This is a genomic window from Streptomyces sp. NPDC002133, assembly GCF_040296405.1.
Classification (GTDB): Bacteria; Actinomycetota; Actinomycetes; order Streptomycetales; family Streptomycetaceae; genus Streptomyces.
Genome location: NZ_JBEOXF010000088.1, coordinates 1 through 26,336 on the forward strand (window position 1 = coordinate 1; position 26,336 = coordinate 26,336).

Here is a 26,336-nt window from a genome sequence, read left to right on the forward strand (position 1 = left end):
CTGGAGCACGTCTTCAGTATCGCCCGCACTGCCGAGCACGCGGTAGGCGATTCCGAAGAGACGCGGCAGGTACTGCATAAAGACAGAAACAGCCTCTGCAGGGGTGTTTGCCGTAGGGGGCGGCTCAGAATGCATGACTTGCGGTCTCCGTTCTTCTGGTTGGGGTCGTCTGGGGCGGCCCTGCCACCGCGTGGAGGCAGGCAGCTCCGCCGAGCGGTTCCGGCTAACCCCTTGATGAACCCGACCGGTTCGTCGAGGGCGCGCCGGCGTGCGGACGCCCACCGTGACGTCCTCGAACACGATCGACATGCCGCAGAAGTGGAGGTCGCCGCCGCCTGCTCCTTCTCCGAGTGGCAGGTGACCAGGGTGGCGTCGAGGTCCAGGACCAGGCCGGGCAGGTCGCAGCCGACGCAGTGCGTCCGTGAAGGCGCTGGTCAGGCCGGTGACATCGGCGAGATCGGCCAGCAGGCGGGATCCGGCGTGACTGGCCACGCCGTGACCGTCGGCCGACACGATGAGCTTGGGACGCGACCGGGTAAGGTGCACGCAGAAAGTGCCTTCCTGCTGTGATGACAGAGACCTTCGACAAGCCTCATCTTCCCAGCTCAGAAGGCACTTTCGCTTTTCCGATCAAGACTCGGACAACGCCGCAAGTGAAACGCGCATGCTAGAGCACGGCGAAGGCCGGTTGCGCCGGCCGGGCCGAGCTCGCTGATCGAAGTCGAAGAGTGTCGCCGACTTCCCCGGGCTCAGTCCGCGGTGCTGAATGCGCTTCGTGTCCAGTCGGCGAAGCTGGTCCAGGCGATTTCCGGATGGGCCGCATGCAGAGCCGGGACGTCGACGGTGTAACCAGGTCCGTCGAGGAAGGCCCACACCGAGCGCACGTCGGAATTCTCGACCTGCGCCAGCGGAATGTACTCGTGCCGGACCTCCGTTCCGAGGGTGGCACTCAGTGTGGCTGCCATCTGTGTGGGAGTGTTCTCATCGCTTGCCAGGTTGATCCGCTGTCCCACATAGCGGGTGGGGTTGAGCAGCACTCCGGCCGCGAACGCTCCATGGTCGGTGCGGGCGAGCTGCTTCAACGGCTTGTCCGAGTGGAGCGGCATGTCCAGCGCACCGCTGAGGATGCGTTGCGCGCTGCCGAGGTTGACCATGTCCAAGAAAGACGTCGGTCCGAGGATCGTGTAAGGCACATCGCCGGAGACCAGTTGGGCTTCGATACGTGCCTTGCTTTCGAAAATCGGTACGCCGGTCCCCTGGTCAGCATTTGCCAACGAACTGAACACCAAATGGGGTACCCGCTGTTCGCCCGCGGCAGCCAGAATTGCCTGCCCCTGGGCCACCTCGGCCTCCACGCCGTCGACAAAAGGAGTGGTGTACGCGAATACCCCGGCCACCCCTTGCATCGCCGCGGCCAGGGAAGCCTGATCACTCAGGGAACCCGCCACAACCTCAACGCCCCGGTCGGCCAGTCGGCGCGCGGCCTCATCATCGGGGTTCTGCACCAGCGCCCGTACCCCGGCCCCGCGGTCCAACAATGCGTCAGTCACCGCCCTGCCCTGTCCACCGGTAGCGGCAAGCACCAGAATAGGATTATCAATCATTTCAGAACTCCTTCGAAGCTTGTCGTAGAGGCCTGAGGCCTCCAGTATCCGCGACCGCTTGGTGGACTGTCCCCTCGTGGGGGCAGGAGGGGACACCGCGGCCGGATCGCCCGTGAGAGTGACATTGACGACACTACGTATCGTCGATAGATAGTGTCAAGTTTTATCTGGTGCGGGTGGCGTGCAGGGGCGTCTGGGTGCCGAAGTGCTCGCCGGTGCCGAGATGGGGCGACTGACGGGGCTCGGGTATCAATGGCTTTGCTCCGGGCCTTGTGAGCCATCGGGGGTCGACTCGCCGTCCCCGTTGGGCTCGATCGGAGGGGGTGGGGCGAAACGCTTTGACTTAGATAATTCAGGACACATATCATCTTGGTTATGTACATGAGCAAGGGCGTCGAGTGGGCCGTGCACACGCTTGTCAACCTGGCGATGCTCGGCGATGACGATCCGGTGGGGAGCGCCCAGCTTGCTGCCGCTCACGGGCTGCCTGCGGCCTATCTCACCAAGCAACTGCACTTGCTGGTGAAAGCCGAACTCCTGACGTCCACCCCGGGGCCGCGCGGTGGGTTCAGGCTGGCCCGCGACCCGGACTCGATCACCATGCTCGATGTCGTCCTGGCCATCGAAGGAAACGAGAGCCTCTTCCGCTGCACGGGAATCAAACGGTGCGGGAAGATCGCCGAGCTGCAGACCGGCGGCGGCGGTTCCGCCTCCTGCGCCGTCAACCGAGCCATGTACCGGGCCGACCTGGCCTGGCGTGACGCCCTTGCGACACAGAAGCTCTCCGATGTCCGCAGAGAGCTCGAGATGGATGACCCCGCCGTGACGAGGGCCGTCCGCCGGGCGTTCGGCCGGGAGTGAGGCGTATATGCCGGGGGTGCGACAGCGCCGGGTTCTCGGCGGGCACTTCACGGTGTCGGCCGTCTGCCTGACGGTGCGTCAGTCTGGTGGTATCGGGTTCCGACCCTCGTCGGCCGTATCCGGGGCGCGGTGACGGAGTACGCGGCGCGCGAGGATGTGACCATGCCGCGGCACGAGCTGGAGCAGGCGGTGAAGGCTGCGGTGCGCCATGGCCAGGAGGATCCGGCGGTGGAGTAGCCCAGCGTGCGCCCGGCCCGGCCGCGCGGAGGGAGTGATCCTCGGCATGGCGTACTCGGTGCGGGATGTGGCTGCGCTGCTCCAGACCGCCGGCCTTCAGGACTTCGACGAGATGGACGTGGTGCGGTCCGACCTGATCGAGTGGCGGGGTGGCGGGCCGGACGTATGGGCGCCACAGCAGTACATCGAGCGGCAGCAGCGCCCCATGAGCTGAGGTCAACAGTGCGGACCCCTTGCCTACGGCGCGGGTCAGAGCAGTCTTCAGATGCGCTTCACCACCGCCCTGAAGGACTCCGTCGGGAAAGGGACGAACCGCTGGCCACGGGGGTCGCTATGACTCACGGACCCGCAGGTCAAGTGATCCACTCCCAGCCAGAGTGAGAGCCAGGATGTCCGCCCTGTCCATTTACCAACGGAGTCCTGAAGGGCGGCGCACTGCGCAAGAACAGAGATAGAAGGCGATGGACGCGGCGAGGTCCGGGACGCGGAGGGCGAGTTGTACACGGACATGATGAGCCTCGTGCTGGATGCGTGGGCGAGTGTCAGCAGCCGCCGGATGCGGCCGGAGCGCCGACACCGATCTGGAGCGTGCGGGGGGCGGCGCAGCAGCCGCCGCCGTCGCCGGCCTGAGCGGTCTCGGGCTCGTCGAACAGACCGGCACCGCCGCACACGCCCGTCTCGGGGAGGGTCAGCTCCACGCGCTCGGCGGCCTCCTGGTCGCCTGCCAGGGCGGCGGCGATGGAGCGCACCTGCTCGTAGCCGGTCATGGCGAGGAAGGTCGGGGCGCGGCCGTAGGACTTCATGCCGACGAGGTAGACGTCCTTCTCGGGGTGCGAGAGTTCGCGCACGCCGTGGGGGTAGACGGTGCCGCAGGAGTGGACGTTCGGGTCGATCAGCGGTGCCAGGTCGATGGGGGCTTGGAGTCGTTCGTCGAGACCGAGGCGCAGCTCGGAGACGAACGAGAGGTCGGGGCGGAAGCCGGTGAGGACGATGACCTCGTCGACCGGGTCCAGGCGGCGGCCGTCCTCAGCGATCAGGACCAGCTGCTCGCCGCTCTTCTCGATCGCGGTCGTACGGAAACCGGTGACGGCATCGGCGTGTCCATTGTCCACCGCGGCCTTGGCCGCGAGGCCCAGTGCGCCGCGGGCGGGGAGCTGGTCGGCCTCGCCACCGCCGAAGGTGGAGCCGCCGATGCCGCGCCGCAGGATCCACACGGCATGTGTGCCGGGGGCGTCCTTGGCGAGGTCGGCCAGGTAGGCGAGGGCGGTGAAGGCGGAGGCGCCGGAGCCGACGACCGCGGTGCGCTTGCCCGCATAACGCGCCTTGACGGCCAGGTCCTTGAGGTCGGGCACGCGGTAGGAGATGCGGTCGGATGCGGTGCGCTCGCCGAGGGCGGGGAGGCCGTCGCCGCCGATCGGGCCGGGCGTGGACCAGGTGCCGGAGGCGTCGATGACGGCGCGGGCGGTGGTCCGCTCCTCGGTGCCGTCGGCGTTGAGGATGTGGACGGTGAAGTGCTGCTGCTCGCGGTCGGCGTCCACGACGCGGTCGCGGCCGAGGCGGGAGACGCCGGTGACGCGGGCGCCGAAGCGGACCTTGTCGCCCAGCACGTCGGCCAGCGGCTGGAGGTACTGGTCGGCCCAGTCGCCGCCGGTGGGGTAGGCGTCGCCGTCGGGCTTCACCCAGCCGGTGGGGGCCAGGAGCTTCTCGGCGGCGGGGTCGACGACCTCGGCCCAGGTGGAGAACAGCCGCACGTGGCTCCACTCGCGCACGGCGCTGCCCGCGCTGTCCCCGGCTTCCAGGACCAGCGGCTCAAGACCGTGCTCGGCAAGGTGGGCGGCAGCGGCCAGGCCGATCGGGCCGGCTCCGATCACCACGGTGGGCAGGGCTTCGGTGGGCGCGTTCACGTTGATTCCCCAGTCTGTTTCGACATCCGTCGATGGCTTGCGTTGCCAGCATGGCACCTGCTTTGATGAACTTCAACATAGACACTCATCAAAACAGGTGGATCGCTGTTGGGGTATCTCGATGTCGCGCCAGCGCAGTCCGCCCCGCCTCCCGGCGCGGCGCGTGCCGTGTGGCCGCGCATCTCGCCAGGTCGCAGTGAGTGTGGCAGCGCTGAGCGTCTGGTTCGACATGTGTCAACATAGATACATGTCGAACATAGATGTGCTGCCGCTGCTGGAGCCCGAGGCCCCCGACGTCGCGGCGCCGTGCTGCCCGCCGCTGACCGAGCGCCCGCTGACCCCGGCGGAGGCGGTGCGCACAGCCGCGATGTTCAAGGCGCTGGGCGACCCGGTCAGACTGCGCCTGTTCTCCCTCGTTGCCGCGCACGAGGGCGGCGAGGCGTGCGTCTGCGACATCTCCGACGTCGGCGTCTCCCAGCCCACCGTCTCCCACCACCTGAAGAAACTGAAGGAGGCGGGCCTGCTCACGTCCGAGCGGCGGGGCACCTGGGTGTACTACCGCGTCGAGCCCTCCGTGCCGGCCGCGATGGGTCAGCTGCTGCGTCACTACGGCGCCTGACGGCGACTGGTTCTCACCGCACCGGCCCCGCGTGCAGCCGGCGAGCGACGAGACCGGACCGCGGACGTTTTCATGGCCGACTGCGTCTGCCCAGCGTGAGAGGGACGACGAGGGCGGAGACGGCAACGACGACCGCGACTGCCGCGTACCCGTAGGCGTCAGCAATCGGGCCGCCCGGAGCCGGAGCGAGCAGATAGCCCAGGATGCCGATCTGGGACCACAGCACCATCGCGGTGACGATGCGCTGCGCGGGCACCGCGTCCAGCGGCACCCCGACCGATCCGGTGTTCGCCATACCGATGCCGGATCCGGCCACCGCCGGCGCCCCGACCCAGACGGGCACCGACGTGCCGGCCCCGGTCTGACGCGCCGGCGTCGGCAGGACCGGCGCGATCGGGCTGTAACCGGCAGCATCCAGCACGCCCAGCCCCAGCAGCAGGGCGTAGACCGCACTCGAGCGAGCCCCGGACAGCGGCCCTTCGGATGCGGCCGTCATGCTCACCGGCCCTTGCCCCCGCGCTCGCGCCCTTCATCTGCCGTGTCCAGGAGGGGTGCTGGTCTGCCCATCACGACATCGGCTGCCGAGGGGAACGCCTGCACGCACTCCTCGTTGAGCCGATAGCGACTGTAAGTCCCCTCGCGCTCCACCAGCGCGAATCCCACCTCGTTGAGCACCTTCAGGTGGTGCGACACCGTCGACTGACTCACCCCCCACGGCGTCCACGATCTGCCCGGCACTCATCGGTCCGCCATGACGAGCCACGGTCGGGGACGGCGGGCAGGAAGGGCCGCGACCAGGTGCCGGTCGCGCTGATGACCGCTCGCGTGCGCCACGTACCCGTATCGGCCTCGACGGTCGGATGCGAGCCGTCGTGGTGGACTGCCTGCACTTGAGTGCCGTGCTGGACGGGAAGTTCTTACCGCTTCTCGTAGTCGGCGAGGTAGTCGGCGACATGCTGCGCGTCCGGGTAGGTCTCGCCTTCCTGCGGCGGCATCAGTCGGCCGGGCAGCTACGAGTGGACGGCTGGGGAGAACAGGCGTAGGGAGTCCCACGTGTGCTGCCAGGCACCGCCCGGCGTGGACCGGGCGTCGAGGACGACGAAGTCCACGCCGAGGCGGCGCAGGTGGTACCCGGCGGCGAGCCCGGACTGGCCGCCGCCGATCACCACCACCTCTGTCTGCTGTGTCATGTGGCGGGCTGGGCCTCAGCCGTCCGGTCGCGCATGAAGATGAGCGCCACCAGGGCCAGGCCCACGACCGCGCCCGCCAGTTGGGCGGCGATGAAGCCCGGCACTGAGGCGGGGGCGATGCCGGCGAAGGTGTCGGTGAAGGCGCGGCCGATCGTCACCGCCGGGTTGGCGAAGGATGTGGACGAGGTGAACCAGTAGGCCGCGCCGATGTACGAGGCGACCGCGACCGGGGCGAAACGCAGCCGGTCGGTGCGGGCGAGGCCGAAGATCAGCAGGATGAGCCCGGCGGTGGCCACGATCTCGCCCAGAAGTAGATTGCCGGCCGAGCGGTCGTGCGTGGACCACTTCACCAGCGGCTCGCCGAACATCGCGTCGGCCAGCACGGCGCCGGCGATCGCCCCGATGATCTGGGCGGGTACGTACACGGCCGCTTCGCGCGCGCTGACGCCGACGCCGCCGCGGCGGGTGGTCCACCACTCGGCCAGGCTGACGGCGGGGTTGAAGTGAGCGCCGGAGACCGGGCCGAGCAGGGCGATCAGCACGCCGAGCCCGAAGACCGTCGCGATCGAATTCGCGAGCAACTGGAGGCCGACGTCCTGTGTCAGCTCGGTCGCCTGGATGCCGGAGCCCACGACGACCGCGACGAGGGCGGCGGTGCCGACGAGTTCGGCGGCGGCACGGGCGACCAGCGGCGCCACGGGCGGCGTCGCGCCGGGGGCCGTCTGCGGTTCGGCCGACGGCTTGCCGGATTCCGCGGGGGGCTTGGGTATGGCCTCAGCGGTGCTCAACAGGGCTCCTCGATACGTGCAGTGGCGACGGGCGCGGGGATCAGGGGCAGGACCGCTTGGTATTGGCCTCGGCGGTGGCGCGCGCGGTCTCCGCGAGATCCGTGAACTGGCCGGCGAGTGAAGCGATGACGTCCGGGCGGAGCCGGTAGTAGGTGAAGCGTCCGCACGGCTCTGTCTCCACGACACCGGCCTCGCGCAGGACCCGCAGGTGGTTGGAGAGGTTGGTCTGCTTGGCCCCGGTCTCTTCCACGAGGTGCGTGGTGCAGAGGGTCTCGCGGGCGAGCAGGGTCACGATCTGGAGCCTGAGCGGGTCGGCCAGTACCCGGATCAGTTCAGTGTCGACTGACGTCATCATGGGCTGATACTGTCACATCAGTGGTGGATGACGCCACCAGGCGCTGATGTCATGCGTGCCTGATTTCTCCTTGAGACAAGAGAGACCCGCGATGGCCGAGAAGCCCTCCGTCCTGTTCGTCTGCGTCCACAACGCCGGCCGCTCCCAGATGGCCGCAGGCTGGCTGAGCCACCTGGCCGGTGACCGCATCGAGGTCCGCTCCGCGGGTTCCGCTCCGGCCGATCAGGTCAACTCGGCCGCGGTCGAGGCCATGCGCGAGGTCGGCATCGACATCTCCGCCGAGACCCCGAAGATCCTCACGATCGACGCGGTCAAGGAGTCCGACGTCTGCATCACCATGGGCTGCGGCGACACCTGCCCGGTCTTCCCCGGCAAGCGTTACCTGGACTGGACGCTGGACGACCCGGCGGGCCAGGGCGTCGACGCCGTACGCCCGATCCGCGACGAGATCAAGGCGCTTGTCGAGGGCCTGATCAAGGAGCTGGCGCCGGAAAAGTCCGCGTGAGCCGGCGACCCGGACCGGCGACGTCCGCGACGTCATCGTCATAGGCTCCGGCCCCGCCGGATACACCGCCGCCCTCTGCACCGCCCGCGCCCGGCTCAAGCCGCTGGTCTTCGGCGGAGCGATCTTCGTCGGCGGCTCCCTGACCACGACCACCGAGGTCGAGAACTTCCCCGGCTTCCCCGAAGGCGTTGCCGGGGGCATCTACGGGATCGGGGGAGGCTCCCTGCTCGGCCCGATTCTCGTCGGCCGCGGAGTGCCGGTCGCCACCGTGGCACCCGCCGCTCTGGCCTCCACCTTCGTGACCTCCGTCGTCGGTGCCGTTACCTACGCGCTGCTCTCCCTGGCCGCCACGGGTGACGTCGCCCCCGATTGGCTACTCGGCCTGTCCTGTGGGGCTGGGGGCCTGGTCGGCGGATACCTCGGCGCCCATCTCCGGCCCCACCTGCCCGAGACCGCGCTCCGCCTCCTGCTCGGCACCCTCGCCGCCGGCATCGGCGCGCTCTACGCCGTTCAAGTCCTGCACTGACCGCGCACGGCTCGGGCCCCGGCGCTGGGCCGCTGTCGAAACCACGCGTCGGCATCAGCCGGCACCGGGTCCCCGCAGGTCACATCATCTGGCGTCGCACCAGCTCGTGCAGTCGTCCCGTCGTGTCCGCGAGCAGCTGTGCCGGTGGCCCCTCCTGGACCACCCGGCCGTCCGACATCACCACGACGCGGTCCGCGTCCATGACCGTGGACAGCCGGTGTGCGATGACGATCCGCGTCGCCCGCAGCGCGCGCGTGCTCTCGGTGACGATCCGCTGGGTCGCGTTGTCCAGTGCGCTCGTCGCCTCGTCGAAGAACAGCACACGGGGACGCCGGATCAGCGCCTGGGCGATCATCAGGCGCTGGCGCTGGCCGCCGGATATCGCGCCCGAACCGGCGATCATGGTCTGCATGCCCATCGGCATGCGGCGGATGTCCTCGGCGAGGCCCGCCATCTCCGCGGCCTCCCACGCCTCTTCCTGGGTGAAGGGTTCGGCGCCGCAGATGCAGTCGAGGATCGAGCCGGTGAACGGCTGGGCGTTCTGCAGGACCACACCGCACTGGCGGCGCACGGCCGCCTGGTCGAGGGCGGCGAGGTCCTGGCCGTCGTACAGGACGCCGCCCGACAGCGGTTTGTCGAAGCCGATCAGCAGGCGCAGCAGGGTGGACTTGCCGCAGCCGCTCGGGCCGACGATCGCGACGAACTCGCCCGGCCGCGCGGTCAGGGACACGTCGTCGAGGACGAGCGGGCCGTCGTCGGCGTAACGGAAGGACAGCTTTCGGGCCTCGATGGCCCCGGACAGCTCCCCCGGCTGGGTGCTGGCCCCGCGGACCTCGGGTGCCTCGTCCAGCAGCGGCTTGACCTGTTCGAACATGGGGAGTACGGAGGCGGCCGAGACGAGCGCGCCCGTCAGCTGCGTCACCGATGCGAGCATCATCGTCACGGCGGTGTGGAAGGTCAGGAACTCGCCGGCCGTCAGGCTCCCGCGCGCCGGACCCGCCAGCAGCATGAACATGATGAGGGCGCACAGCGGCAGATAGACGGCGTCGAGGACCGTGGTCAGATTGCGGATCCGGCCCGCGCGCCGCTGGAGTTCACGGCTGCGGGCGAACTGCTTCGCCCAGGCCCCGTACGCGAAGCTCTCGGCCGCGGCCACCCGGAGCTTGGGCAGTCCGCGCAGGGTCTGGAACGCCTGGTTGTTGAGCTTGTTGCCGAGTTCGACGAGGCGCCGTTGCCAGCGCAGCTGCCAGAGGCCGAGACCCAGGAACACCACACCGATGACGCACAGCATCCCGATTGCCGCGAGCGCCAGCGGAACGCTGTAGGCGAGCAGCAGCACCAGGTTCATCGTGCCGACCGTGCTCGCCTGGACGACCACGGGCCCGACCCCCGACAGCAGCCGGCGGATCGCGCTGATGCCCATGGCCGCGCTCGCCAGCTCCCCGGTGGAGCGCTCGGCGAAGAACTTCGTCGGCAGCCTCAGCAGCCGGTCCCACACGGCGGGTTGCAGCGTGCTCTCGATCCGGCCCTCCATGCGCAGGATCGTGAGGTTCTGCAGCAGCATGAAGGCGGCCGAGACCACGCCGGCGACCATGACCGCCACGGCCACCTGCACGATGAGGCTGGTCTCCGCATTGGGCACGTACACGCCGAGCACCTGGCCGGTGGCGATCGGCACCAGCGCGCCGAGGGTGACGGTCACCAGGCCCGCGATCGCGAGGTTGCGCACATCGGGACGGGTGCCGCGGAGGCTGAAGCGCAACAGCCGCCAGGCGTTCAGCGGGCCCTCGGGCAGCGGCCGGTAGAACATGACGGCACGCGGCTCGATGTCCTCCGCGTTGTCGTCGTCGATCCGGATCCGTGAGCCGGTGGCCGGGTTGACCGCCTCGTAGCCGCCGCGGCGCCACAGCAGTGCGACCGGTGCTCCGGACTTGGCCCGGTGACCGACCAGCGGACCGGAGTTCTCCCGCCACCAGCTTCCGTCGAGACGGACCGCGCGGGTACGGATGCGCGAGGTGAGCGCGATGCGTTCGACGGGGCCGATGCGCTCGTTCACCGGCCCGCCCGACGTCGGCTCCGCGAGGGTGATCCCGGTCGCCGACGCGACCAGGCGACACACCGCGTAGACGGCGTCGTCGGACGCGGCGGACCCTCCCGTCGGCCGGGCGGAGGACGACCTGCGGGAGCGGCCGATCGACGCGAGGAGCGCCTGGTCGGCGCCCGCGCGCACCGCCTCGCCCGCCTTCAGGCCGGCCGCCGCCCGGTCCTCGTGGGCGCGTTCGAGGCGCTCGATCCAGCGGTCGAGCCCCGACAGCAGCCGGAACTGCTGGTTGACCATCTGCTGCCACAGCGCGCCGTCGACGAGCAGGTCGGCGGCGGCCTCCGCGCTGAACGCGGCGCCGTACTGCACGCTCCCCGGGAAGACAGGCAGCCACAGGATGTCGTCGTCCGCGACCGCTTCCCCGTCCGTCGTCCGCCCGTCCAGCGGGGCTTCGAACAGCACCCGCTGGCCGCGGCCGACGCCGAGGGCGAAGGCATGCTCCAGCAGGCTCAGCGTCCCGTCCTGGCTGTCGTACTGGCTCTGGTACGCGCTCTGGTACGTCCACGGGTCGGCGTACTCCTGCGGCCGGTACAGCTCCCGCAGTGGGATCCGGCGCAGCACACACCCCTGCAACGGCCTGCCGACGAGGGTGTGCTGAGGCCCCTCGACGGGTCCGAGGAGCAGCGTGCCCGTCTCCAGGCGGCCGAGGAAGTGCCAGTGCCCCTGCTGGACCGCGTCGACCGCGAACAGGTCGAGCGCCCCGCCCACGACGAGCCACAGCACCTGCGGCCCCTCCAGCGACAGGCTCCGCAGGCCCGTGCAGTCGACCGGTGCGCCCAGGCCGCCGAGCGCCGCGAGCACCATGTCGTCGGGCCCCGTGGGCGCAGGGTGCTGAACGGGGATCACCTCAGTGCTCCTTGACCAGGTCGGCGTACGCGCCCCCGCGCGCGACCAGCTCCTCGTGCCGCCCGCGCTCCACGACCGTGCCGTGGTCGAGGACCACGATCTCGTCGCTGTCGCGGACGGTGCTCAGCCGGTGGGCGATCACCACGCAGGCGCAGCCGCGCCGGCGCAGGTTGTCGATGATGAGCTGCTCGGTCTCGGCGTCCAGGGCACTGGTCACCTCGTCGAGGACGAGCACACTGGGCCGGCGCACCAGCGCCCGCGCGATCTCCAGGCGCTGCCGCTGCCCGCCGGAGAAGTTGCGGCCGTCCTGCTCGACCCGTCCGTGGATGCCGCCCGGCCGCCGGGAGACGACGTCGTACAGAGCCGCGTCCTTGAGGGCGTCGGTCACGGCCTCGTCCGGGACCGACGGATCCCACAGCGCCACGTTGTCCCGCACCGTGCCCTCGAAGAGGAAGACCTCCTGGTCGACGAAGGACACCGAGGCCGCGAGCGCGCCGCGCGGGATCTCGTCGAGGCGCTGCCCGTCGATCCGGATCGTCCCCTCCCACGGGCTGTAGAGCCCGGCGATCAGGCGCGAGACCGTGGACTTGCCGCTGCCCGAACCGCCGACGAGGGCGACCTGCTGACCCGGACCGACCGCCAGCGAGAAGCCGGTGAGCAGCGGCTTGTCGAGCGGGCTGTAGCCGAAGGTGATGTTCTCGAGCGTGACGTGGCCCATGAGCCTGCGGGTGCTCGCGGGCGGCTCGCGGCGCGTGTAGAGCGAGTCGGCGGGGAAGTTCTCGACGTCCTTGAGCCGGGCGACGTCGGCCGCGAAGTCCTGGATCCGGCCCGCCATCCCGTTGAGCCGTGTGATCGGCGCCGTGAAGCGGGTCACCAGGGCCTGGAAGGCGACGAGCAGACCGATCGAGATGTGCCCCTCCACGGCGCGCAGCCCGCCGATCCACAGGATCAGCGCGCTGTTGAGCGTCGCGAGGGTCGGGGCGACGACGGCGAGAGCCGCGCTCGGCACGCCGAGCCGCTGCTGCTCCTCCAGCGTGGTCGCGTGCTGCCCGGCCCAGCGGCGGAAGTAGCCGTTCTCGCCGCCGGTGGCCTTCATCGTCTCGATCAGCTGGATGCCGGTGTAGGAGGTGTTCGTCAGCCGCGCGCTGTCCGCGCGCAGCTTCTGCGTACGGGTCGCCCGCAGCTGTACGACCACGCGCATCGCGACCACGTTGAGGAGCGCGATCAGCACCCCGATGACCGTGAGCTGGGGATCGTACGTCCACAGCAGGACCGCGTAGAGGATCACCACGATGCCGTCCACACCGAACGCGGTGAGGTCGCGGGCCAGGGTCTCGGCCACCGCGTCGTTGGACTGCAGCCGCTGTACGAGGTCGGCCGGGCTGCGCTGGGCGAAGAACGTCACCGGGAGCCGGAGCAGATGCCGGAAGAAGCGGGCACTGCCCAGCGTCGACGAGATGATGCGGCCCCGCAGCAGATTCGCCTGCTGCAGTCCGGTCAGCACGGCCGTCAGCGCGACCATCGCGGCCATCGACGCGAAGAGGACACCGAGCAGCGAGGTCTGACGCCCGACCAGGAACATGTCGATGTACGTACGGCTGAGCGCGGGCAGCGCCGCCCCGACCGCGACGAGCAGCAGGCTGGCGAGGAGCGCGGCGAGCATGGTGCCGGTGGTGCCGCGGAGCCGGGCGGGGACCGAGCGCAGAACTCCGGGCCGGCGGCCGCCCCTGCGGAATCCGGTGCCGGGTTCGAGGACCAGGACCACACCGGTGAAGCTGGTGTCGAAGTCCTCCATCGACACGAAGCGGCGGCCCTTGTCGGGGTCGTTGATGTGCACGCCACGGCGGCCGAAGCGGCGCCCCATGCCGTCGTAGACGACGTAGTGGTTGAACTCCCAGAACAGGATGGCGGGCGCCTGCACTCCGGCGAGCGCGGCCGGCTCCATCTGCATGCCCTTGGCCTGCAGGCCGTAGCTGCGGGCGGCCTTGAGGATGTTGCTGGCCCGTGAGCCGTCGCGGGAGACCCCGCAGGCGATGCGCAGCTCTTCGAGGGGCACGTGCCTGCCGTGGTGCCCGAGGACCATGGCGAGCGTGGCGGCGCCGCACTCCACCGCCTCCATCTGGAGCACGGTGGGGGTGCGGACGGACTTCTGCCTCGCGGGCTTCTGCGGCTTCGGTGCGCGCCTCGGATTCGGCTGTGGTGCGCGGGCGCGGCGCCGGGTGGGGGACGGGGCGGTCACGGCAGCAGCCAATCGATCGGGCGCTGGTCGGCCAGATGGACGGCACCGGTGGTCAGGGTCATGGAGCCGATCGCGTACGGCGGTCCGTCCTGCGACGACCACGCGTAGCCCGACTTCGTACGGGAGGAACGCTCGAGCTGCACCAGGACGGGCACCGGCCGGCCCTGCTTCGAGAACTGCTCGGCGAGCTGGCCGTCACCGAGGAAGCCGGCGATCTGGCGGGCGGTCTGCGAGGTCCGGCCGACGGCCTTGACCCGGCCGCGCAGCACGCCGTACTGCTGCGCCGGCACGGACTGCACGGTGAGATCGACGCGGGCCCCGACGGGGACGGTCGAGCCGTTCTCGGCCGGGAGGTAGAGCATCACGGTCAGGGGGGCGTCCGCGTCGTCCACCCGCTCGACGACCGCCACATCGGAACCGGTGGTGACGACGGCGCCGATCGTTGCGACGAGCGAGGTGAGGCGGCCCGCGGCGATGGTGCGGACGACGGTGTCGCCCTCGCCTTCACCCTCGTCCTGGTCCTGGTCCGACTGCTCCGTCTGTTCGGTGCCGTCGGTCTGCTCGGTCTGCTCCGCCCGTTGTGTGCGGACCTTCAGCAGCGGCGCGCCGGCGGGCAGGCGCTTGCCCTCCTCGGCGAGGACTTCCGTGACCTGGCCGGCGACCGGACTCTGCAGGACATAACTGCCCTGTCCGTGCGTAAGAATGCCAGGTGCCCTGAGAGTGGAGGAAACCGAACCGGTCGCGGCCCAGAAACACGCGACAGCCATGGCGACAACGGTGACGGCCAGCACGAGCCAGCCCTGCGGCCGGGCGAAGCGCACCGGCAGATCTATTTCTTCGGGCGATTGCAGCTTGGAAAGGGCCTTTTGGCGGAACTGCACGTAACTCTTCCCTCGACTGCAAATGTCCGTGTCAGGGTATGATGACGCGGTGAGCCCCGGAACCTTGACCGTTCCGGGGCTCACTCATGCGGGGTCTCAGAGACCGGCGACGAGGCCCGTCACGGCGGCGGTGTTGAGGCCGGTGGCGCCCTCAACGGTGCCGACGACCGAGCCGACCAGGCCGGAGACCGGGACGATGCCGTCGACGGTGGAGGTCACGCCGGACAGCGCACCGGCGGCAACGGCGCTGTGCAGACCGCCGGAGACGTTGTCGAGGTCGGCGTCGGAGATCTCAGCGGTCTCGACCTGGGGGGTGAAGTTCATGATGAAGCTTCCCTTCATGTGGATATTCCTCAAAGGCGACGGCCGGTCCCGCCGGAAACGACCCGGCCGCGTGAGCGGGCGTCCGGGTGCCCGATAAATCGGGAACCCTTCGTGCAACTCCCGCGGTGCGCAGGATCAAAGCACGCCGGAGCGCCGCTCAGCCAATCGGACAACTCCGGGACAGGGCCTCATCGGTCACGGAATTAAGTTCCCGTGCAGGTGCGTCCACGCCTCCGTGTCGACATCTTCACAAGCTTCACGGACCGAATTCCCTTTGGGCGGACGAACGGCGCGGACCCGAATCGGACACTCCCGCCCCAATGGCCTGCCATGCCGCCAACCAGGCCGCCGAAGATGAGGGACGGTCAGCTCACGTGCATCGGTTGAGTGTTCGGTGTGCAGGTTTGCGGAAGATAGCGCTCCAGTGCTGCGGGAGATGCGGCGACGGCGTCGCGTCCAGCGCCCGGTCGGCTCCCCGCGCGGCGCGCCTCGACGACGCCGGAGCACGGCGGTGAAGGATCGGTTTCGTGAACGACCGAGCATTCGCCCCGCAGCTCTTCGACGACCCGCTGTTCCAGAAGTTCGCCGAGCGGGCGCTCGCACTGACGAGCCGCGGCGGCGCGGAGTACGGCGAGTGCGCGGCGACCGCCGGACGGATCCCGGCCGGTGACCGCGACACCTGGCACAGCGCGTGGTCGGCGACGGCCTCCCGGGTGGCCGACGCGGCCCAGAACAGCGCCGCGCACGGGCACAGGGTGAGCGCGGCCGAGGGGTTCTGGCGGGCGACCACGTACCACCGCATCGCGTACCAGCCCCTGTTCGGCTCTCCCGTGGACCCGCGGCTCGCCGAGTCCTTCGCACGGGAGAGCGCGTGCTTCGCCCGCCACGCCGCTCTGGCCGACCGGCCGGTCGAGCTCGTGGAGATCCCCTTCGAGGACACGACGCTCCCCGGCTGCCTCTGCCTGCCCGACGACGACACGACCGTCGCCCGGCCGACCGTGGTCGGGGTCAACGGCTACGACTCCGACATCCACGAGATGTACTGGTCCCACGCCCTGCCCGCGGTGCGCCGCGGCTACGCCTGTCTCCTCGTGGACGGCCCGGGTCAGGGCCGCGCGCTGGTGGAGCAGGGGCTGAGGATGCGCCCCGACTGGGAGACCGTGCTGCGCCCCGTCATGGACTACGCCGTCGGCAGGCCGGAGGTCGACGCCTCACGCATCGCCGTCATGGGGTGGAGCTTCGGCGGCTATCTCGCTCCGCGCGGCGTCTCCGGGGACCACCGGGTTGCCGCACTGATCGCGGACCCCGGCCAGTGGGACCCCCTGGACGCCATGCCGTTGCCGAAGCAGGTGCGGGACCGGCTCCCCGACATCGATCCCCGGGCGATCGACGAGTTCCTGGCCCCTGTCGCGAACGATCCCCTGATGCGATGGCTCATGATCCAGCGCGCCCTGTGGGTGCACGGTCTCGACTCCCTGGGCGAGTACGTCATCGAGATGGACCGGTACCGCCTCTCGGGCGTCGCCGCGCGCATCGCCTGCCCGACGCTCGTCGTCGCCAACGACTCCGACCCGCTCTCCGCCCAGGCGCATTTGCTCCATGACGCGCTCACCGGCCCGAAGGCGCTCGTCCGGTTCAGGGCCGAGGACGGAGCCCCGGGCCACTGCCAGGCGTGGAACCGCTCTCTTTTCGACCAGCACGTCTTCGACTGGCTGGACACCGTTCTCGACGGAGACCGAGGAGGCACCGCATGACGACCCACGACCCGGCGGAACTGGAACGCGTCTGGGAACTCCACACCACCGGTGAGTTCGCCACGCTCGACCTCGATGCCACCATGGCCACGATGACGGACGCACCCGAGGTGCTGCACGTGCCCACGGCCATGGGCGCCCGCGGCCGGGCAGCCGTCCACGACTTCTACCGGCGCCATTTCATCGGGCACAACCCCGAGGACTTCACGATCACGACCCTGACCCGTACCACCGGTCCCGGGCGCATCGTCGACGAGATGCTCGTCTCCTTCACCCATGACGTCGAGGTGCCCTGGGTCCTGCCGGCGGTCCCCCCGACCGGGCGGCCCGTCAGCATCGCCATCATCGCCGTCGTGTCCTTCGACGGCTCCCTCATCTCGGGCGAACACATCTACTGGGACCAGCTATCGGTTCTCGCCCAGACCGGACTCATCGATTCCGGCACGCTGTCACGGCTGCCCGTGGTGACCGACCAGCGCGCGACGCTGACCGACGGTCCGCTCAACGAATTGATGGACGGCGGCAGGGCGTAGCCCTCGTCAGAGGGCCGTCCCGAACGCCTGCGTCCACCACGGCCCGCCCGACGCGTCATGGATGCCCACGCCGAGCTCCTTGAAGGAGCAGTTGAGGATGTTCGCGCGGTGGCCTGGACTGTTCATCCACGAGTCCATCACCGAGGCCGGGGTCTGCTGGCCCCTCGCAATGTTCTCGCCATACGTGCTCCAGCGGTAGCCGGCCTCCGTGATGCGATCGCCGGGGTCGTCGCCGTCCGGGTTGGTGTGGTCGAAGTAGTCGCGGGCGGCCATGTCGGCGGAGTGGTTGCGGGCCGCCGTGGCGAGCTTGTTGTTGGAGCTGAGCGGCCCGCAGCCGGCCTTGGAGCGCTCGGCATTGACCAGGGCGAGGACCTGCTGCGCGGCACCGCTCGGGGTGGGCGGCGCGGGGTCCGGCGCCTTCGTGGTGGGCTTCGGCTTCGGCTTGGCCTTGCTCGGGGTCGGCTTCGGGGTCGGCTTGGCCGTCGTCCGGCTTGGGGTGGGTGTCGGAGACGGTGAGGGGGAGGCGGACAGCGACGGGGAAGGCGACGGGCTCTGCGAGGCGGACGGCAGCGTGGGCGAGGCCGGGGCGGCCGCCGTGGACGCCGCCTCCTCGTCCGTGTCGGGGCCCGTGAGGAGGTGGACCGCACCACCGCCGGTGACCAGGGCGGCGACCGCGGCGGCCACGGCCGCCGTACGGCGGCGGCGACGTGCCCGCTCCTGGCGGGCCCGGGTCCTGGCGGAGGGGTGAGCGGAGGCGTGGGCCGCGGCGGAGGCGTGCTGGGAGGCGGGCGCGTACGCGGAGGCCGTCGCGACCATGTCGGGTGCCGAAGAGAACGCGCCGAGCGACGCCGCCACCGGGACGAGCGCGAGGCCCACGAGGAGGCCCTCCGCGGGGACCAGCCCGGACCAGTGGCCCGCGCAGACCGTGCAGTCGCGGGCATGGCGGGCCAGCCGCTTGCGCCAGAGGGCCGACGGCATGCCGTCCCAGCCGGCGGCTATCTGCTCCAGGAGCACACAGCGAGGGTCGGCGGACAGGGCGCGGACCACGACGCGCGCCGTCTCCAACTGCGCCTTCATGCGCTGCACCCGTACCGCCGTGTGCTGCGGCGTCAGCTCCAGCGCGGCGGCGACCTCGGCCCGGGAAAGCTCCCCGGCGGCCTCCAGCCACCACAGGGACAGCAGTGCCCGGTCGTCCTCGTCCAGCCAGCGGGTGGCCTCGGCGGTCTCACGGCGCTGTCCCGAGAGCCCGAGGCGGGTGATCGTCAGGTCCACGAAGTCGGCGCCGGGGTCGACGACTTCGTACGCGTCCTCCAGACCGCCGCCGACGGATATCGCCCCGGACCGGCGCTCCCGCCAGTGGCCGCGTATCTGGTTCATGGTGATGGCGACCAGCCAGCTGCGGAAGTTGTCCGGGCTGCGCAGCCCGTCCAGGCCGCCGAGGACGCGGAGCATGGTCTCCTGCACCACGTCGTCCATGTCCGCATGGCCGTTCAGGGCCCGGCCGACGATGTTGTAGACCAGGGGAAGGTACGCGGCGACGAGCCGGTCCTGCGCATGCTGGTCGCCGGCCTGCGCGGCGATGATCATCGCGGCTTCGCGTTCGCTGCTCACGCTGTGTCCACTCTCTTCCTGGGCTGGGCCGTGTCTCCTCCGACAAAGGGGAGACGTCCCGCCTCCGCTCCGATAACAGAAACCGGATAGGAGTACGCAGGAACCGACGGAAGTGTTAGATCGGACCGCCATGCCCGCAGCACAGCGGCCGAGGGGAGGAACAGTTCGGCGGGCAGCGCGTCCGGCCGGTGCCACGCCCAGCGCACGATCTTGTCCGGTTCGGTGACCTCCGGCTCGCCCTCGACGCCCGTGGTCAGGCCCGCCGCCGAGATCCGGGGCATGCCCCGCTCGCTGTCCAGCACCACCGCGACGATCCGCACATCGCCGGCCCGCACCCGCAGCCCCGTCTCCTCGGCCAGCTCACGCGCCCCGGCCTGCTCGAAGTTCTCACCCGGGTCGACCTTGCCGCCGGGGAGCTCCCAGCGGCCGGTGTGGGCGAGGCCGAGGAGGATCCGGCCGCGCGGGTCGAGGGCGATCATGCCGATACCGGTCATTCCGTTGGCGGTGGGGAACGCCCGCGCGGGATGTTCGCCCGGTGTGCGGCTCGGGGAGTGGGTCACCATCGGCCCTTCGTGCGGTCGCGCCGCACCCGGCCGGGCACGGCGGTGCCCGATCGTACGGTGGACACACGGGTGGCCGCTGTGATGCACCCGGCATAGCGTGCTTGCGGTGGACCCGACCGCTGGAGGTACGACCATGAAGACGTCCCGGCCCGTCATCGGCGGACCCTGCTGGGCCGAGCTCGGCACCGGCGACATGCTGACGGCCCAGACCTTCTACAGCAGCGTCCTGGGCTGGCGCATGGTGACCGACCCGCGGGCCGAGGCCGGCGGCTACACCATGGCGCGCCGCGGCGACGCGGCCGTCGCCGCACTCACACACCTCTACCAGGCGGAGCAACCCACGGCCTGGACCATCTCCTTCGCCACGAAGAACACGGACGCCACCGTCACGGCGGTCACCGACGCGGGCGGCACGCTGCTCACCGGGCCGATGGACGTCTTCGAGGAAGGCCGCTTCGCCGTGGTCGCGGACACCGAGGGCGCCGTCTTCTCGCTCTGGCAGGGCCGCAACTTCGCCGGTGCCGAGATGCTCGACGCGCCGGGTGCGCTGGGCTGGGTCGAGCTGCTGACGCGCGATCCGGCCGAGGCGAAACGGTTCTACAGGATGGTCTTCGGCTGGACCGTGCACGTGTCGGAGCACTACACCCAGTGGGGGATCGGCGGCGACGACTTCGGCGGCATGGTGAAGATGCACGACGAACGCTTCCCGCCCGAGGTGCCCGCCCACTGGCTGCCGTACTTCGAGGTGACGGACGTCGACGCGACCGCGCACACGGCGACCGATGCGGGTGGTGGCGTACTCCTGGAGCCGATGGACATGGAGGGCGGGCTGCGGTTCGCGGTGCTGCACGATCCGCAGGGCGCGGCGTTCGGGGTGCACAAGCCACCGCTGACGGCGAAGGTCTGACCGGCTGACCGGCCGGTGCAGCGCCTCGGCCTTGTAGGTGGCCATGTCGACGCCGCTCGGGCAGCCGGACGAACACCCCTTGCACGCCAGGCACAGGTCCAGCGCCTCACCCACTTCCGGGGAACTCCGTCCGTGCACCAGTGACCCGTTGACCATCTCCTGCAGGACCCGCGCCCGCCCGCGCGTGGAGTCCACACAAAAGCCTCTCTGGCGGGCGGAGGCAGGCCGCCCCTGCCGGCGGATCAGCCCGACCGTCCGAGGGCCGGCAGCCCTCCAGAGAGGGGGCGGATACTCTTGCTACGCGCTCCCGACTTCTCTGTCGTCGTGGAACGCTCGCCACGCCAGAAGCGGGCCTCGGAGCGCCGGGCCTCTGTACGGACCTCTTGGGCTTCGCGGTCCTTCCGCTCCTGAACCTGCTTCCGCAAGGCAATCCGTGCTTGCTCTGGACCATCGATGCCGGTCAGCTCGCGAAGCGCTCCTCGAGTAGCGCTCACCAGGTTCATCAGCGGCTCGGGGTCCCGCAGGGTGCAACACCCCGGGTGTTGAAGAAATGCCTAGACCTCGGGAAGGGAAGGATCAGGCGTCCAGGGAGATGGTGCGGTGATGGACCAACGTTCGTGGTCGCGCCAGGCCCCGTCGATATAGAGATAGGCGGGCGACAGACCTTCGTAACGAAAGCCCAGGCGCTGGACCAAGGCCAAAGACGCCTTGTTTGCCGGCTGAATGTTCGCCTCCAGCCGGTGGAGCCGCAGGTCGTTGAAGGCGTGCTGCAGGGCGACGGTCAGCCCCTCGGCCATGTAACCCCGCCCCGCAGACGGGACGAAAGCCGCATAGCCGAGGGACGCGCCCTGGTAACGGCCCCGGATGATCGAGTTGATGTTGACCATGCCGGCAGCTGCACCGGTCTCCTGAACGCGGATCACGAAGCCCCGGTTGGTGCCGTCGCTGAAGCGGCGCATCCACCCCTGGAACTCCTCCGCGGTCGCGGGCAGCTGCATCCACGGCATATGGAGCTCGGTGCTGGCCCTCACCAGCGAGCAGAACTCATCCTGGGCGGCGAGGGTGAGCGGGCACAGTTCGACCCGCGACGGCATATTGGACATGGGTCAATGTTAGGGCCCTCTTCTGAACAGAAGATCACATGAGTGATCCACTTCTGAAACACTTCCTGGTGCCGCATCAGCCAACGTTTGCCCGGTCGCGGTCCGACCGAAGCGTCGGCTGAGCCCGGGGATTGCCGGGAGTTGAGGGCGCCGGCCGGCGAGGCGCGCACCAACTTGAGAATCCTCCGGTCGGCGGCTGCTCTTCCGCCTAGGGTGTCGATCATGTTCAAGTCAGGGGTGGGGTTCCTCGCGTTGTTCGGGCTCGGTTGGTGGCTGCTGGCCACGAGCGCATTCGACGGCTTGGCACGGCTGGTCGAGGTCGTGGTCGGCTGTGCCGTCACGTTGGGGCTGATGCTCGCCGCGCGCCGTTTTCTCCCCCCGTCGGCAGGGGGTCCATTCCCCGCCGACCGACGTCGGCGGTTCAATCAGATCAACGGTCTCCAGTGGCTGCTGATCGTCGCCATCGCCGTAGTGTGCGCTCGCGCCCGGATGCCAGTGCTCATTCCCCCGCTGGTCGCGATTGTCGTTGGGCTCCACTTCCTCCCGCTCGCAGCGGTATTCGAGCAGCCCCGGCTGCGGGTGCCGGCGGCCCTGTTGATCGCGGCCGGAGCATCGGGCATGGTCGTGTGGCTCGCGAACGGCCCGGACAAGGCCGTTCGCTTCGTGGTGGGCCTCATCTCCGCGCTCTGCCTGTGGGGCATGGCGATCTGGACGGTCACGGGGGCGGCATCCTCTGCCGAGCGTGCCGTGAGGGAGTGAGGGTGCCGGCGGCACGTGATGGTCATCCTGTCCGGGCGGCAGAGCGAGTACGTGTGCGCGAAATCGATGACGACGAGGGCCGTCGGCTGCTTCGGATCATCCGCCCCGGCTCCGGGTCGGTAGTGACCTGGCGGCGGGCCCAGATGGTGCTGCTGTCCGCGCAGGGCATGCCGGTACCGAAGGTCGCCGAAGTGACGTTCACCAGCGACGACCGGGTCCGGGATACGATCCACGGCTTCAACACCGACGGCTTCGCCACCCTGTGTCCGAAGTGCAAGGGCGGCCGGCGGAAGCCCTTCACTCTGCCCGAGCGGCGCGAGATCAAGAAGATCGCGAAGTCCAAGCAGACCGGGCATGACCTGCGCCTACGCGCCGTCGTCGAGAGGGGGAACGTTGCCTGACTAACGCAGAAATCGGGGTGCTATTCCTGCGGCTGGTGCTGACGGCCGCCCTGCTGCTGACCCAATTGCTGGCCGCCGGACGCGTCGACCTGATCAGACTGCACGAGGGCTACTGGGAGGAACTGCCCTTCGGGGGGATATCGACGCGGCGGGTGCTGCCCTTGACGTTGGTTGACGCCGTGTCCATGCTCGTGGGCTCTGGATGTGTTCCCGCGGGGACGTCGACGGCCGAGCCGAGTGACACCGGGTGACCCGCGCGCAGTCACTGGCCGCGGTCGGCAAGCCCGTACATCGCCGTGGAGAGCAGGCGGGCGGCCAGGTCCGAGGGTTCGACGGACCGTTCGGCCGCCCAGGCCAGCCCGAGGGCGAGTGCGATGACCTCGCTGACGGGCACGTTGTTCCGGACCGAGCTGGCTTGTTGCGCGCGTTCCAGCAGCCGCCCGGCTGCCGAGCGCATCTGGGCGCAGGAGGCATGCAGTCCTGATTCCTCGTTCGCCAGGGCATTCATGATCGATTCCGGCAGGCCCTGGTACGTGGCCGCTCCGGCAGTCAGTTCTCCAAGCCACGTCAGGAGTGCGTCGCCCGGCACGGGTGAGGTGAGCAGGCTGTCGGCTCGAGTGCGCAGTCCGTCGAAGTTGGCGTTGAGCAGGGCCTCGAGCAGTGCTTCACGGGTGGGGAAGTGGCGATAGAGCGTCCCGATGCCCACGCCTGCGCGACGGGCGATGTCGCGCAGCGACGCGTCCGTACCGTGCTTGGCGACGGCCTCCCTCGCCGCGGCCAGGACCAGGTCACGGTTTTTGCGGGCATCGGCACGAGACGTCTGCGGCAAGATCAGCACCTGATGTCAGCCGGTGATGTCAGGAATCGGGACTGCCCTGGCACTGCTCGCACTCGTCGTCTCGCTGGTGGAGTCGTCGAAGGTCTTGCAGCGCGGTGACGGGGAACGGGTGCTGCACCCACTTCTCGCGATAGCCGGCCTCGCCGTGAAGGCTGAGCACTGCCTGGGCAGCTTCCATGACTGCGTGGCCGAACACATGGCGGGGTTGAGTGGAGCTCCAGGAGAGGGTGCCCTCATCGTCGGGCGCGTCCCAGCTCCTGGACATGTCCGGGAAGTAGTAGATGGCGATGTCCACGTCCGCCCCTCGACGCCGGAGCCGCCACCTCACCTCAGCCGGTTCGAGGTCGAAGGAGACCCGCTGGACGGACGAATCGCCGTACAGACCCGCCACCCGAAACAACAAGTCGGCCAAAGCATCCGTGCAGTAGCTGACGAAGTTCTTCTGCTCCCCAGCAGTGTCGGCGATTCGACACGTGGCCCATCCAGAGCCGCTCAGTTCCCAGCTGAACTGGAGATCACCCGTCATGCGTACCCCTCCCATGTCGACCGGCGCGGCTTGTCAACGGCTGACCGGAACCTCATAGACGATCTCGCACAAAGCGGCAGGCACGACGATGTCCGCCGTCTCCACCGGACGCCCCTGGTCGCTGTAGTACGTCCGTCGGATGTGCGTGACGAGACCGGCCTTCTGGATTCCCAGGAGTGAAGCTTCCTCGGCGGTCGCCTGCCGCGGTTCGGGCTGCTCCACCGCATGGCTCACCGTGATGCCGATCTCGGCCAAACGGTTCACGACGCCCGCCCCGGCGTGCGGCCCGCCCTCAGGAAGGACGACGACGGTACCTGCGGTGAGGTCGTACGGCTCCCAGCTCGTTGACAGCTGTACCGGCCTGCCGTCGGCGAGGAACTCGTACACGGTGCGCACGCACAAGTCCCCCTCGGCGATGCCGAGTCGCGCCGCGATCTCCGCTGGCGCAGGAACCTTGGCGTCGGTACGACTCTCCCAACCCCCGTGCCGTCCGATGGCCTTCATGTCGGCGCGGAACGGGGACCCATCGGGCTGCTCACGCGCCGCAGACCGGACCATCCGTACCCGCTGTCGGGGCTCGGCGACGTAGGTACCCGACCCGGCGCGACCCTCCAACACACCCTGGGAGATCAGGAGCTCCTGCGCACGACGGACGACGTTCTCGCCCACGCCGCACTCCTGACCAATCTGGGCGCGGGACGGCAGCCGGTCTCCGGGTGTCCACTCGTGCTCCGCGATCCGCCGCCGGAGTTCGTCGGCGATGCGGAGGTAGGGCGGCTGCTCAGGCATATGGAAAATCTAGTCCACTAGCTCTAATCTAGTTAACTAGCTTCACCCAAAGTGATCGTCGGTGACGGAGGCTGTCCTGTGCCTGCTCCAGAAGTAAGCGCGGAGGCCATCGCCGCCCGGTTATCCGCCGTCGGGCTCACCACACGCGTGGAAGAGCACCCCCGGCACACATCGATCGAAGCGGAGGTACCGGAATCCCTCCCTGCCGAGACATGGCGGGAGGTCCTGGAAGTCCTGGCGGAGGCAGACCGGTTCGGTCTCCTCGCCACCAGCCTGGGCGGCCGCACCCTGTGGGCCGCCGTACACAAAGTGGTCCCCGCGACGGGCGATGTCCGGGGACCTGGCCATCAGCGATAGGAGCTGATCAGCATGTTCAACCGTATCCGCCGCGCCGTAGCGCGCACCAGGGAGCGGTGCTTCCGAAAAGCCCGCCACCATGCTCCCTTAACACCCACCCGCCTCGCAGTTCCTGACGGGCCGACGCTGTCTCTGAGGAAGATGCGAGACCGCACGGAGTTCCTCCGGGGTGAGGAGACCGCCCTCGTCCGCCCGTATGTACTGGCAGTTGAGGAACTCCTCGCGTGCACCTGCTTCACGTCGGCGGAGGCACACTGATGCCGGAGACCAAAGCCGCCCCTTACCGATCAACTTCGTGCCGGATCGGCACGCACCACGAGTGCGCGCACTCGTCCCCGGTGACGGCACCGGTCGGCGTACCGGTGGTCTACGAGACGTGCACCTGCTCTTGCCACGCGCCGGCCACCTCGGCTGCTCCCACGGGGGCGGCCTCATGAAGACCTGGACTCCCAGCGGTGCGATGGCCGCACCTGTCGAGATCACCTCGACCAACGTGCAGCGCGGCGACATCATCCAGATCGGCGGCCAGCCGTGCCGAGTGACCGACCTCTTCCAACTTCCCCGAGGCGCCAAGCGCCTCCTCTTCGAGTCGGGCGAACTGCTGACCATCCACCCCCGAACTCGACTCGTCGCCGTCCGAGTGCTCAGAAGGTGGTGATCGAACCCGTGCCGTCACTCCGCCACACCATCGCCGACGATCTCCGGACCCAGATCGCCACCGGCCGCCTCAAGCCCGGCGAACGCCTCCCCTCGGAGCCCCAGCTCGCCTCGCGCTACAAGGTCAGCACGGCGACGCTGCGCAACGCCCTCGCGGTCCTCCAGGCCGAGGGCCTGGTCGAGAAGATCCACGGCAAAGGCAACTACGTCCGCCGCCTCCTCCGCAGACTCACGTACGAGGGAGGCGTACTCACCCCCACCGTTCCGACTCACGACGTAACGGTCCGCACCACCCAACTCCGGGCCCGAGGAACACTGAACACCCTGCTGAACGTCCCCTCGCGCACCCCGCTCACCGAATACCTCTGCCTAATACTGCAACCGCATATGGCGTGACGGTCGGCGTTGTTGCTCGTTGATGTGACTGTGTGAACAGTCGCTGACGGTTGAGCAGATCGAGTCGTGGTCCGAGGGGATAGCCGGGTTGCATGCCCGGTTCGGGCATCGTTTTGGCAGGTCGGAGCCTCGAGATCGGGCTCTGGACTACTTGAGGGGTCT

Annotated in this window: 27 protein-coding genes and 5 pseudogenes; 15 read left to right on the top strand and 17 right to left on the bottom strand. The window is 69.5% G+C overall.

All coding sequences use genetic code 11. The features are described 5' to 3' along the window. Nucleotides 1-749: 749 nt before the first annotated feature. A complete protein-coding gene (locus ABT078_RS39605; protein ID WP_351236810.1) occupies nt 750-1,604 on the bottom strand; it encodes an NmrA/HSCARG family protein in 855 nt (284 codons plus the stop codon). Nucleotides 1,605-1,979: 375 nt separating this feature from the next. Between ABT078_RS39605 and ABT078_RS39610 the strand changes: the two genes are divergently transcribed. Next, a complete protein-coding gene (locus ABT078_RS39610) occupies nt 1,980-2,465 on the top strand; it encodes an RrF2 family transcriptional regulator (protein WP_351236812.1) in 486 nt (161 codons plus the stop codon). Between the two features lie 283 nt (nt 2,466-2,748). After that, the gene (locus tag ABT078_RS39615) at nt 2,749-2,916 is read left to right on the top strand and encodes a hypothetical protein (RefSeq protein WP_502981532.1); all 168 of its coding nucleotides are present in this window, start codon (nt 2,749-2,751) and stop codon (nt 2,914-2,916) included. A 328-nt stretch (nt 2,917-3,244) separates the two neighbouring features. Here the strand turns inward: ABT078_RS39615 and ABT078_RS39620 are convergent, their stop codons facing one another. Next, nucleotides 3,245-4,606 (bottom strand): NAD(P)-binding domain-containing protein, encoded by a 1,362-nt coding sequence (locus tag ABT078_RS39620; protein ID WP_351236816.1) that lies wholly within the window; start codon nt 4,604-4,606, stop codon nt 3,245-3,247. Nucleotides 4,607-4,853: 247 nt separating this feature from the next. Here ABT078_RS39620 and ABT078_RS39625 point away from each other — a divergent pair, with 247 nt between their 5' ends. Then, nucleotides 4,854-5,225, top strand: coding sequence for an ArsR/SmtB family transcription factor (locus ABT078_RS39625; protein ID WP_351236818.1), 372 nt, complete (start codon nt 4,854-4,856; stop codon nt 5,223-5,225). A 70-nt stretch (nt 5,226-5,295) separates the two neighbouring features. On the opposite strand, the gene ABT078_RS39630 is transcribed toward ABT078_RS39625, so the two are convergent. The 5 genes and pseudogenes from ABT078_RS39630 to ABT078_RS39650 form a co-directional block, all read right to left on the bottom strand. Next, nucleotides 5,296-5,721 (bottom strand): hypothetical protein, encoded by a 426-nt coding sequence (locus tag ABT078_RS39630; protein WP_351236820.1) that lies wholly within the window; start codon nt 5,719-5,721, stop codon nt 5,296-5,298. A gap of 2 nt (nt 5,722-5,723) precedes the next feature. Continuing rightward, nucleotides 5,724-5,933, bottom strand: coding sequence for an ArsR/SmtB family transcription factor (locus tag ABT078_RS39635; RefSeq protein ID WP_351236822.1), 210 nt, complete (start codon nt 5,931-5,933; stop codon nt 5,724-5,726). Nucleotides 5,934-5,986: 53 nt separating this feature from the next. After that, a pseudogene (locus ABT078_RS39640) lies at nt 5,987-6,415 on the bottom strand (FAD-dependent oxidoreductase); the annotation flags it as partial. Then, complete coding sequence (locus tag ABT078_RS39645) at nt 6,412-7,203, bottom strand: aquaporin (protein ID WP_502981533.1); 792 nt, start codon at nt 7,201-7,203, stop codon at nt 6,412-6,414. The pseudogene ABT078_RS39640 and the gene ABT078_RS39645, both read right to left, overlap by 4 nt. 40 nt (nt 7,204-7,243) lie before the next feature. Then, nucleotides 7,244-7,558: an ArsR/SmtB family transcription factor gene (locus ABT078_RS39650; protein ID WP_351236824.1), complete on the bottom strand. Its 315-nt coding sequence runs from the start codon at nt 7,556-7,558 to the stop codon at nt 7,244-7,246. A 91-nt stretch (nt 7,559-7,649) separates the two neighbouring features. Here ABT078_RS39650 and ABT078_RS39655 point away from each other — a divergent pair, with 91 nt between their 5' ends. The 3 genes and pseudogenes from ABT078_RS39655 to ABT078_RS39665 all read left to right on the top strand — a co-directional run. Beyond that, nucleotides 7,650-8,063 (top strand): arsenate reductase ArsC, encoded by a 414-nt coding sequence (locus ABT078_RS39655; RefSeq protein ID WP_351236826.1) that lies wholly within the window; start codon nt 7,650-7,652, stop codon nt 8,061-8,063. Between the two features lie 34 nt (nt 8,064-8,097). Next, nucleotides 8,098-8,259, top strand: a pseudogene (locus ABT078_RS39660) (thioredoxin-disulfide reductase); the annotation flags it as partial. Further along, a pseudogene (locus ABT078_RS39665) lies at nt 8,248-8,589 on the top strand (TSUP family transporter); the annotation flags it as partial. The pseudogenes ABT078_RS39660 and ABT078_RS39665, both read left to right, overlap by 12 nt. A gap of 79 nt (nt 8,590-8,668) precedes the next feature. Here the strand turns inward: ABT078_RS39665 and ABT078_RS39670 are convergent. From ABT078_RS39670 to ABT078_RS39685, 4 genes are all read right to left on the bottom strand, one after another. Further along, on the bottom strand, nt 8,669-11,494 hold the full coding sequence (locus ABT078_RS39670) for an NHLP bacteriocin export ABC transporter permease/ATPase subunit (RefSeq protein WP_351236855.1): 2,826 nt from the start codon (nt 11,492-11,494) through the stop codon (nt 8,669-8,671). A gap of 43 nt (nt 11,495-11,537) precedes the next feature. Next, nucleotides 11,538-13,775: an NHLP family bacteriocin export ABC transporter peptidase/permease/ATPase subunit gene (locus ABT078_RS39675; RefSeq protein ID WP_502981534.1), complete on the bottom strand. Its 2,238-nt coding sequence runs from the start codon at nt 13,773-13,775 to the stop codon at nt 11,538-11,540. Then, a complete protein-coding gene (locus tag ABT078_RS39680; RefSeq protein WP_351236828.1) occupies nt 13,772-14,656 on the bottom strand; it encodes an HlyD family efflux transporter periplasmic adaptor subunit in 885 nt (294 codons plus the stop codon). Before ABT078_RS39680 ends, ABT078_RS39675 begins: the two co-directional genes overlap by 4 nt. Before the next feature lie 96 nt (nt 14,657-14,752). Then, nucleotides 14,753-14,980 (bottom strand): type A2 lantipeptide, encoded by a 228-nt coding sequence (locus tag ABT078_RS39685; protein ID WP_351236859.1) that lies wholly within the window; start codon nt 14,978-14,980, stop codon nt 14,753-14,755. A gap of 527 nt (nt 14,981-15,507) precedes the next feature. Here ABT078_RS39685 and ABT078_RS39690 point away from each other — a divergent pair. Next, nucleotides 15,508-16,734, top strand: coding sequence for an alpha/beta hydrolase family protein (locus ABT078_RS39690; protein ID WP_351236830.1), 1,227 nt, complete (start codon nt 15,508-15,510; stop codon nt 16,732-16,734). After that, nucleotides 16,731-17,267 carry a nuclear transport factor 2 family protein gene (locus ABT078_RS39695; protein ID WP_351236832.1) on the top strand — a complete coding sequence of 179 codons (537 nt, stop codon included), beginning with the start codon at nt 16,731-16,733 and terminating at the stop codon, nt 17,265-17,267. The genes ABT078_RS39690 and ABT078_RS39695 overlap by 4 nt, the downstream gene beginning before the upstream one ends. Before the next feature lie 6 nt (nt 17,268-17,273). Here ABT078_RS39695 and ABT078_RS39700 read toward each other — a convergent pair whose 3' ends face one another. Both ABT078_RS39700 and ABT078_RS39705 read right to left on the bottom strand, forming a co-directional pair. Continuing rightward, on the bottom strand, nt 17,274-18,878 hold the full coding sequence (locus ABT078_RS39700; RefSeq protein WP_502981535.1) for a sigma-70 family RNA polymerase sigma factor: 1,605 nt from the start codon (nt 18,876-18,878) through the stop codon (nt 17,274-17,276). Beyond that, nucleotides 18,875-19,441 carry a nucleotide triphosphate diphosphatase NUDT15 gene (locus ABT078_RS39705; RefSeq protein WP_351236834.1) on the bottom strand — a complete coding sequence of 189 codons (567 nt, stop codon included), beginning with the start codon at nt 19,439-19,441 and terminating at the stop codon, nt 18,875-18,877. The genes ABT078_RS39700 and ABT078_RS39705 overlap by 4 nt, the downstream gene beginning before the upstream one ends. A gap of 133 nt (nt 19,442-19,574) precedes the next feature. Between ABT078_RS39705 and ABT078_RS39710 the strand changes: the two genes are divergently transcribed. Continuing rightward, entirely contained in the window at nt 19,575-20,348 is a 774-nt protein-coding gene (locus ABT078_RS39710; protein ID WP_351236837.1) for a VOC family protein, read from the top strand. A 554-nt stretch (nt 20,349-20,902) separates the two neighbouring features. Here the strand turns inward: ABT078_RS39710 and ABT078_RS39715 are convergent. After that, a complete protein-coding gene (locus ABT078_RS39715; RefSeq protein ID WP_351236839.1) occupies nt 20,903-21,451 on the bottom strand; it encodes a GNAT family N-acetyltransferase in 549 nt (182 codons plus the stop codon). A gap of 222 nt (nt 21,452-21,673) precedes the next feature. Here ABT078_RS39715 and ABT078_RS39720 point away from each other — a divergent pair, with 222 nt between their 5' ends. The 3 genes and pseudogenes from ABT078_RS39720 to ABT078_RS39730 all read left to right on the top strand — a co-directional run bounded on the left by ABT078_RS39720 (nt 21,674) and on the right by ABT078_RS39730 (nt 22,862). After that, nucleotides 21,674-22,210 (top strand): hypothetical protein, encoded by a 537-nt coding sequence (locus ABT078_RS39720; protein ID WP_351236863.1) that lies wholly within the window; start codon nt 21,674-21,676, stop codon nt 22,208-22,210. A gap of 2 nt (nt 22,211-22,212) precedes the next feature. Next, a pseudogene (locus ABT078_RS39725) lies at nt 22,213-22,572 on the top strand (helix-turn-helix domain-containing protein); the annotation flags it as partial. Nucleotides 22,573-22,628: 56 nt separating this feature from the next. After that, complete coding sequence (locus ABT078_RS39730; RefSeq protein ID WP_351236841.1) at nt 22,629-22,862, top strand: hypothetical protein; 234 nt, start codon at nt 22,629-22,631, stop codon at nt 22,860-22,862. A gap of 11 nt (nt 22,863-22,873) precedes the next feature. Here the strand turns inward: ABT078_RS39730 and ABT078_RS39735 are convergent, their stop codons facing one another. The 3 genes from ABT078_RS39735 to ABT078_RS39745 are packed head-to-tail and all read right to left on the bottom strand — an operon-like array spanning nt 22,874 to nt 24,764. Then, the gene (locus ABT078_RS39735; protein ID WP_351236843.1) at nt 22,874-23,440 is read right to left on the bottom strand and encodes a TetR/AcrR family transcriptional regulator; all 567 of its coding nucleotides are present in this window, start codon (nt 23,438-23,440) and stop codon (nt 22,874-22,876) included. Between the two features lie 28 nt (nt 23,441-23,468). Beyond that, on the bottom strand, nt 23,469-23,975 hold the full coding sequence (locus ABT078_RS39740; RefSeq protein WP_351236845.1) for a hypothetical protein: 507 nt from the start codon (nt 23,973-23,975) through the stop codon (nt 23,469-23,471). A gap of 33 nt (nt 23,976-24,008) precedes the next feature. Beyond that, on the bottom strand, nt 24,009-24,764 hold the full coding sequence (locus ABT078_RS39745; RefSeq protein WP_351236847.1) for a GntR family transcriptional regulator: 756 nt from the start codon (nt 24,762-24,764) through the stop codon (nt 24,009-24,011). A gap of 78 nt (nt 24,765-24,842) precedes the next feature. Here ABT078_RS39745 and ABT078_RS39750 point away from each other — a divergent pair, with 78 nt between their 5' ends. The 3 genes and pseudogenes from ABT078_RS39750 to ABT078_RS39760 form a co-directional block, all read left to right on the top strand. Next, nucleotides 24,843-25,121, top strand: coding sequence for a hypothetical protein (locus tag ABT078_RS39750; protein ID WP_351236849.1), 279 nt, complete (start codon nt 24,843-24,845; stop codon nt 25,119-25,121). A 433-nt stretch (nt 25,122-25,554) separates the two neighbouring features. Beyond that, complete coding sequence (locus ABT078_RS39755; RefSeq protein ID WP_351236851.1) at nt 25,555-25,779, top strand: hypothetical protein; 225 nt, start codon at nt 25,555-25,557, stop codon at nt 25,777-25,779. Next, a pseudogene (locus ABT078_RS39760) lies at nt 25,776-26,150 on the top strand (winged helix-turn-helix domain-containing protein); the annotation flags it as partial. The gene ABT078_RS39755 and the pseudogene ABT078_RS39760, both read left to right, overlap by 4 nt. Nucleotides 26,151-26,336 lie beyond the last annotated feature (186 nt).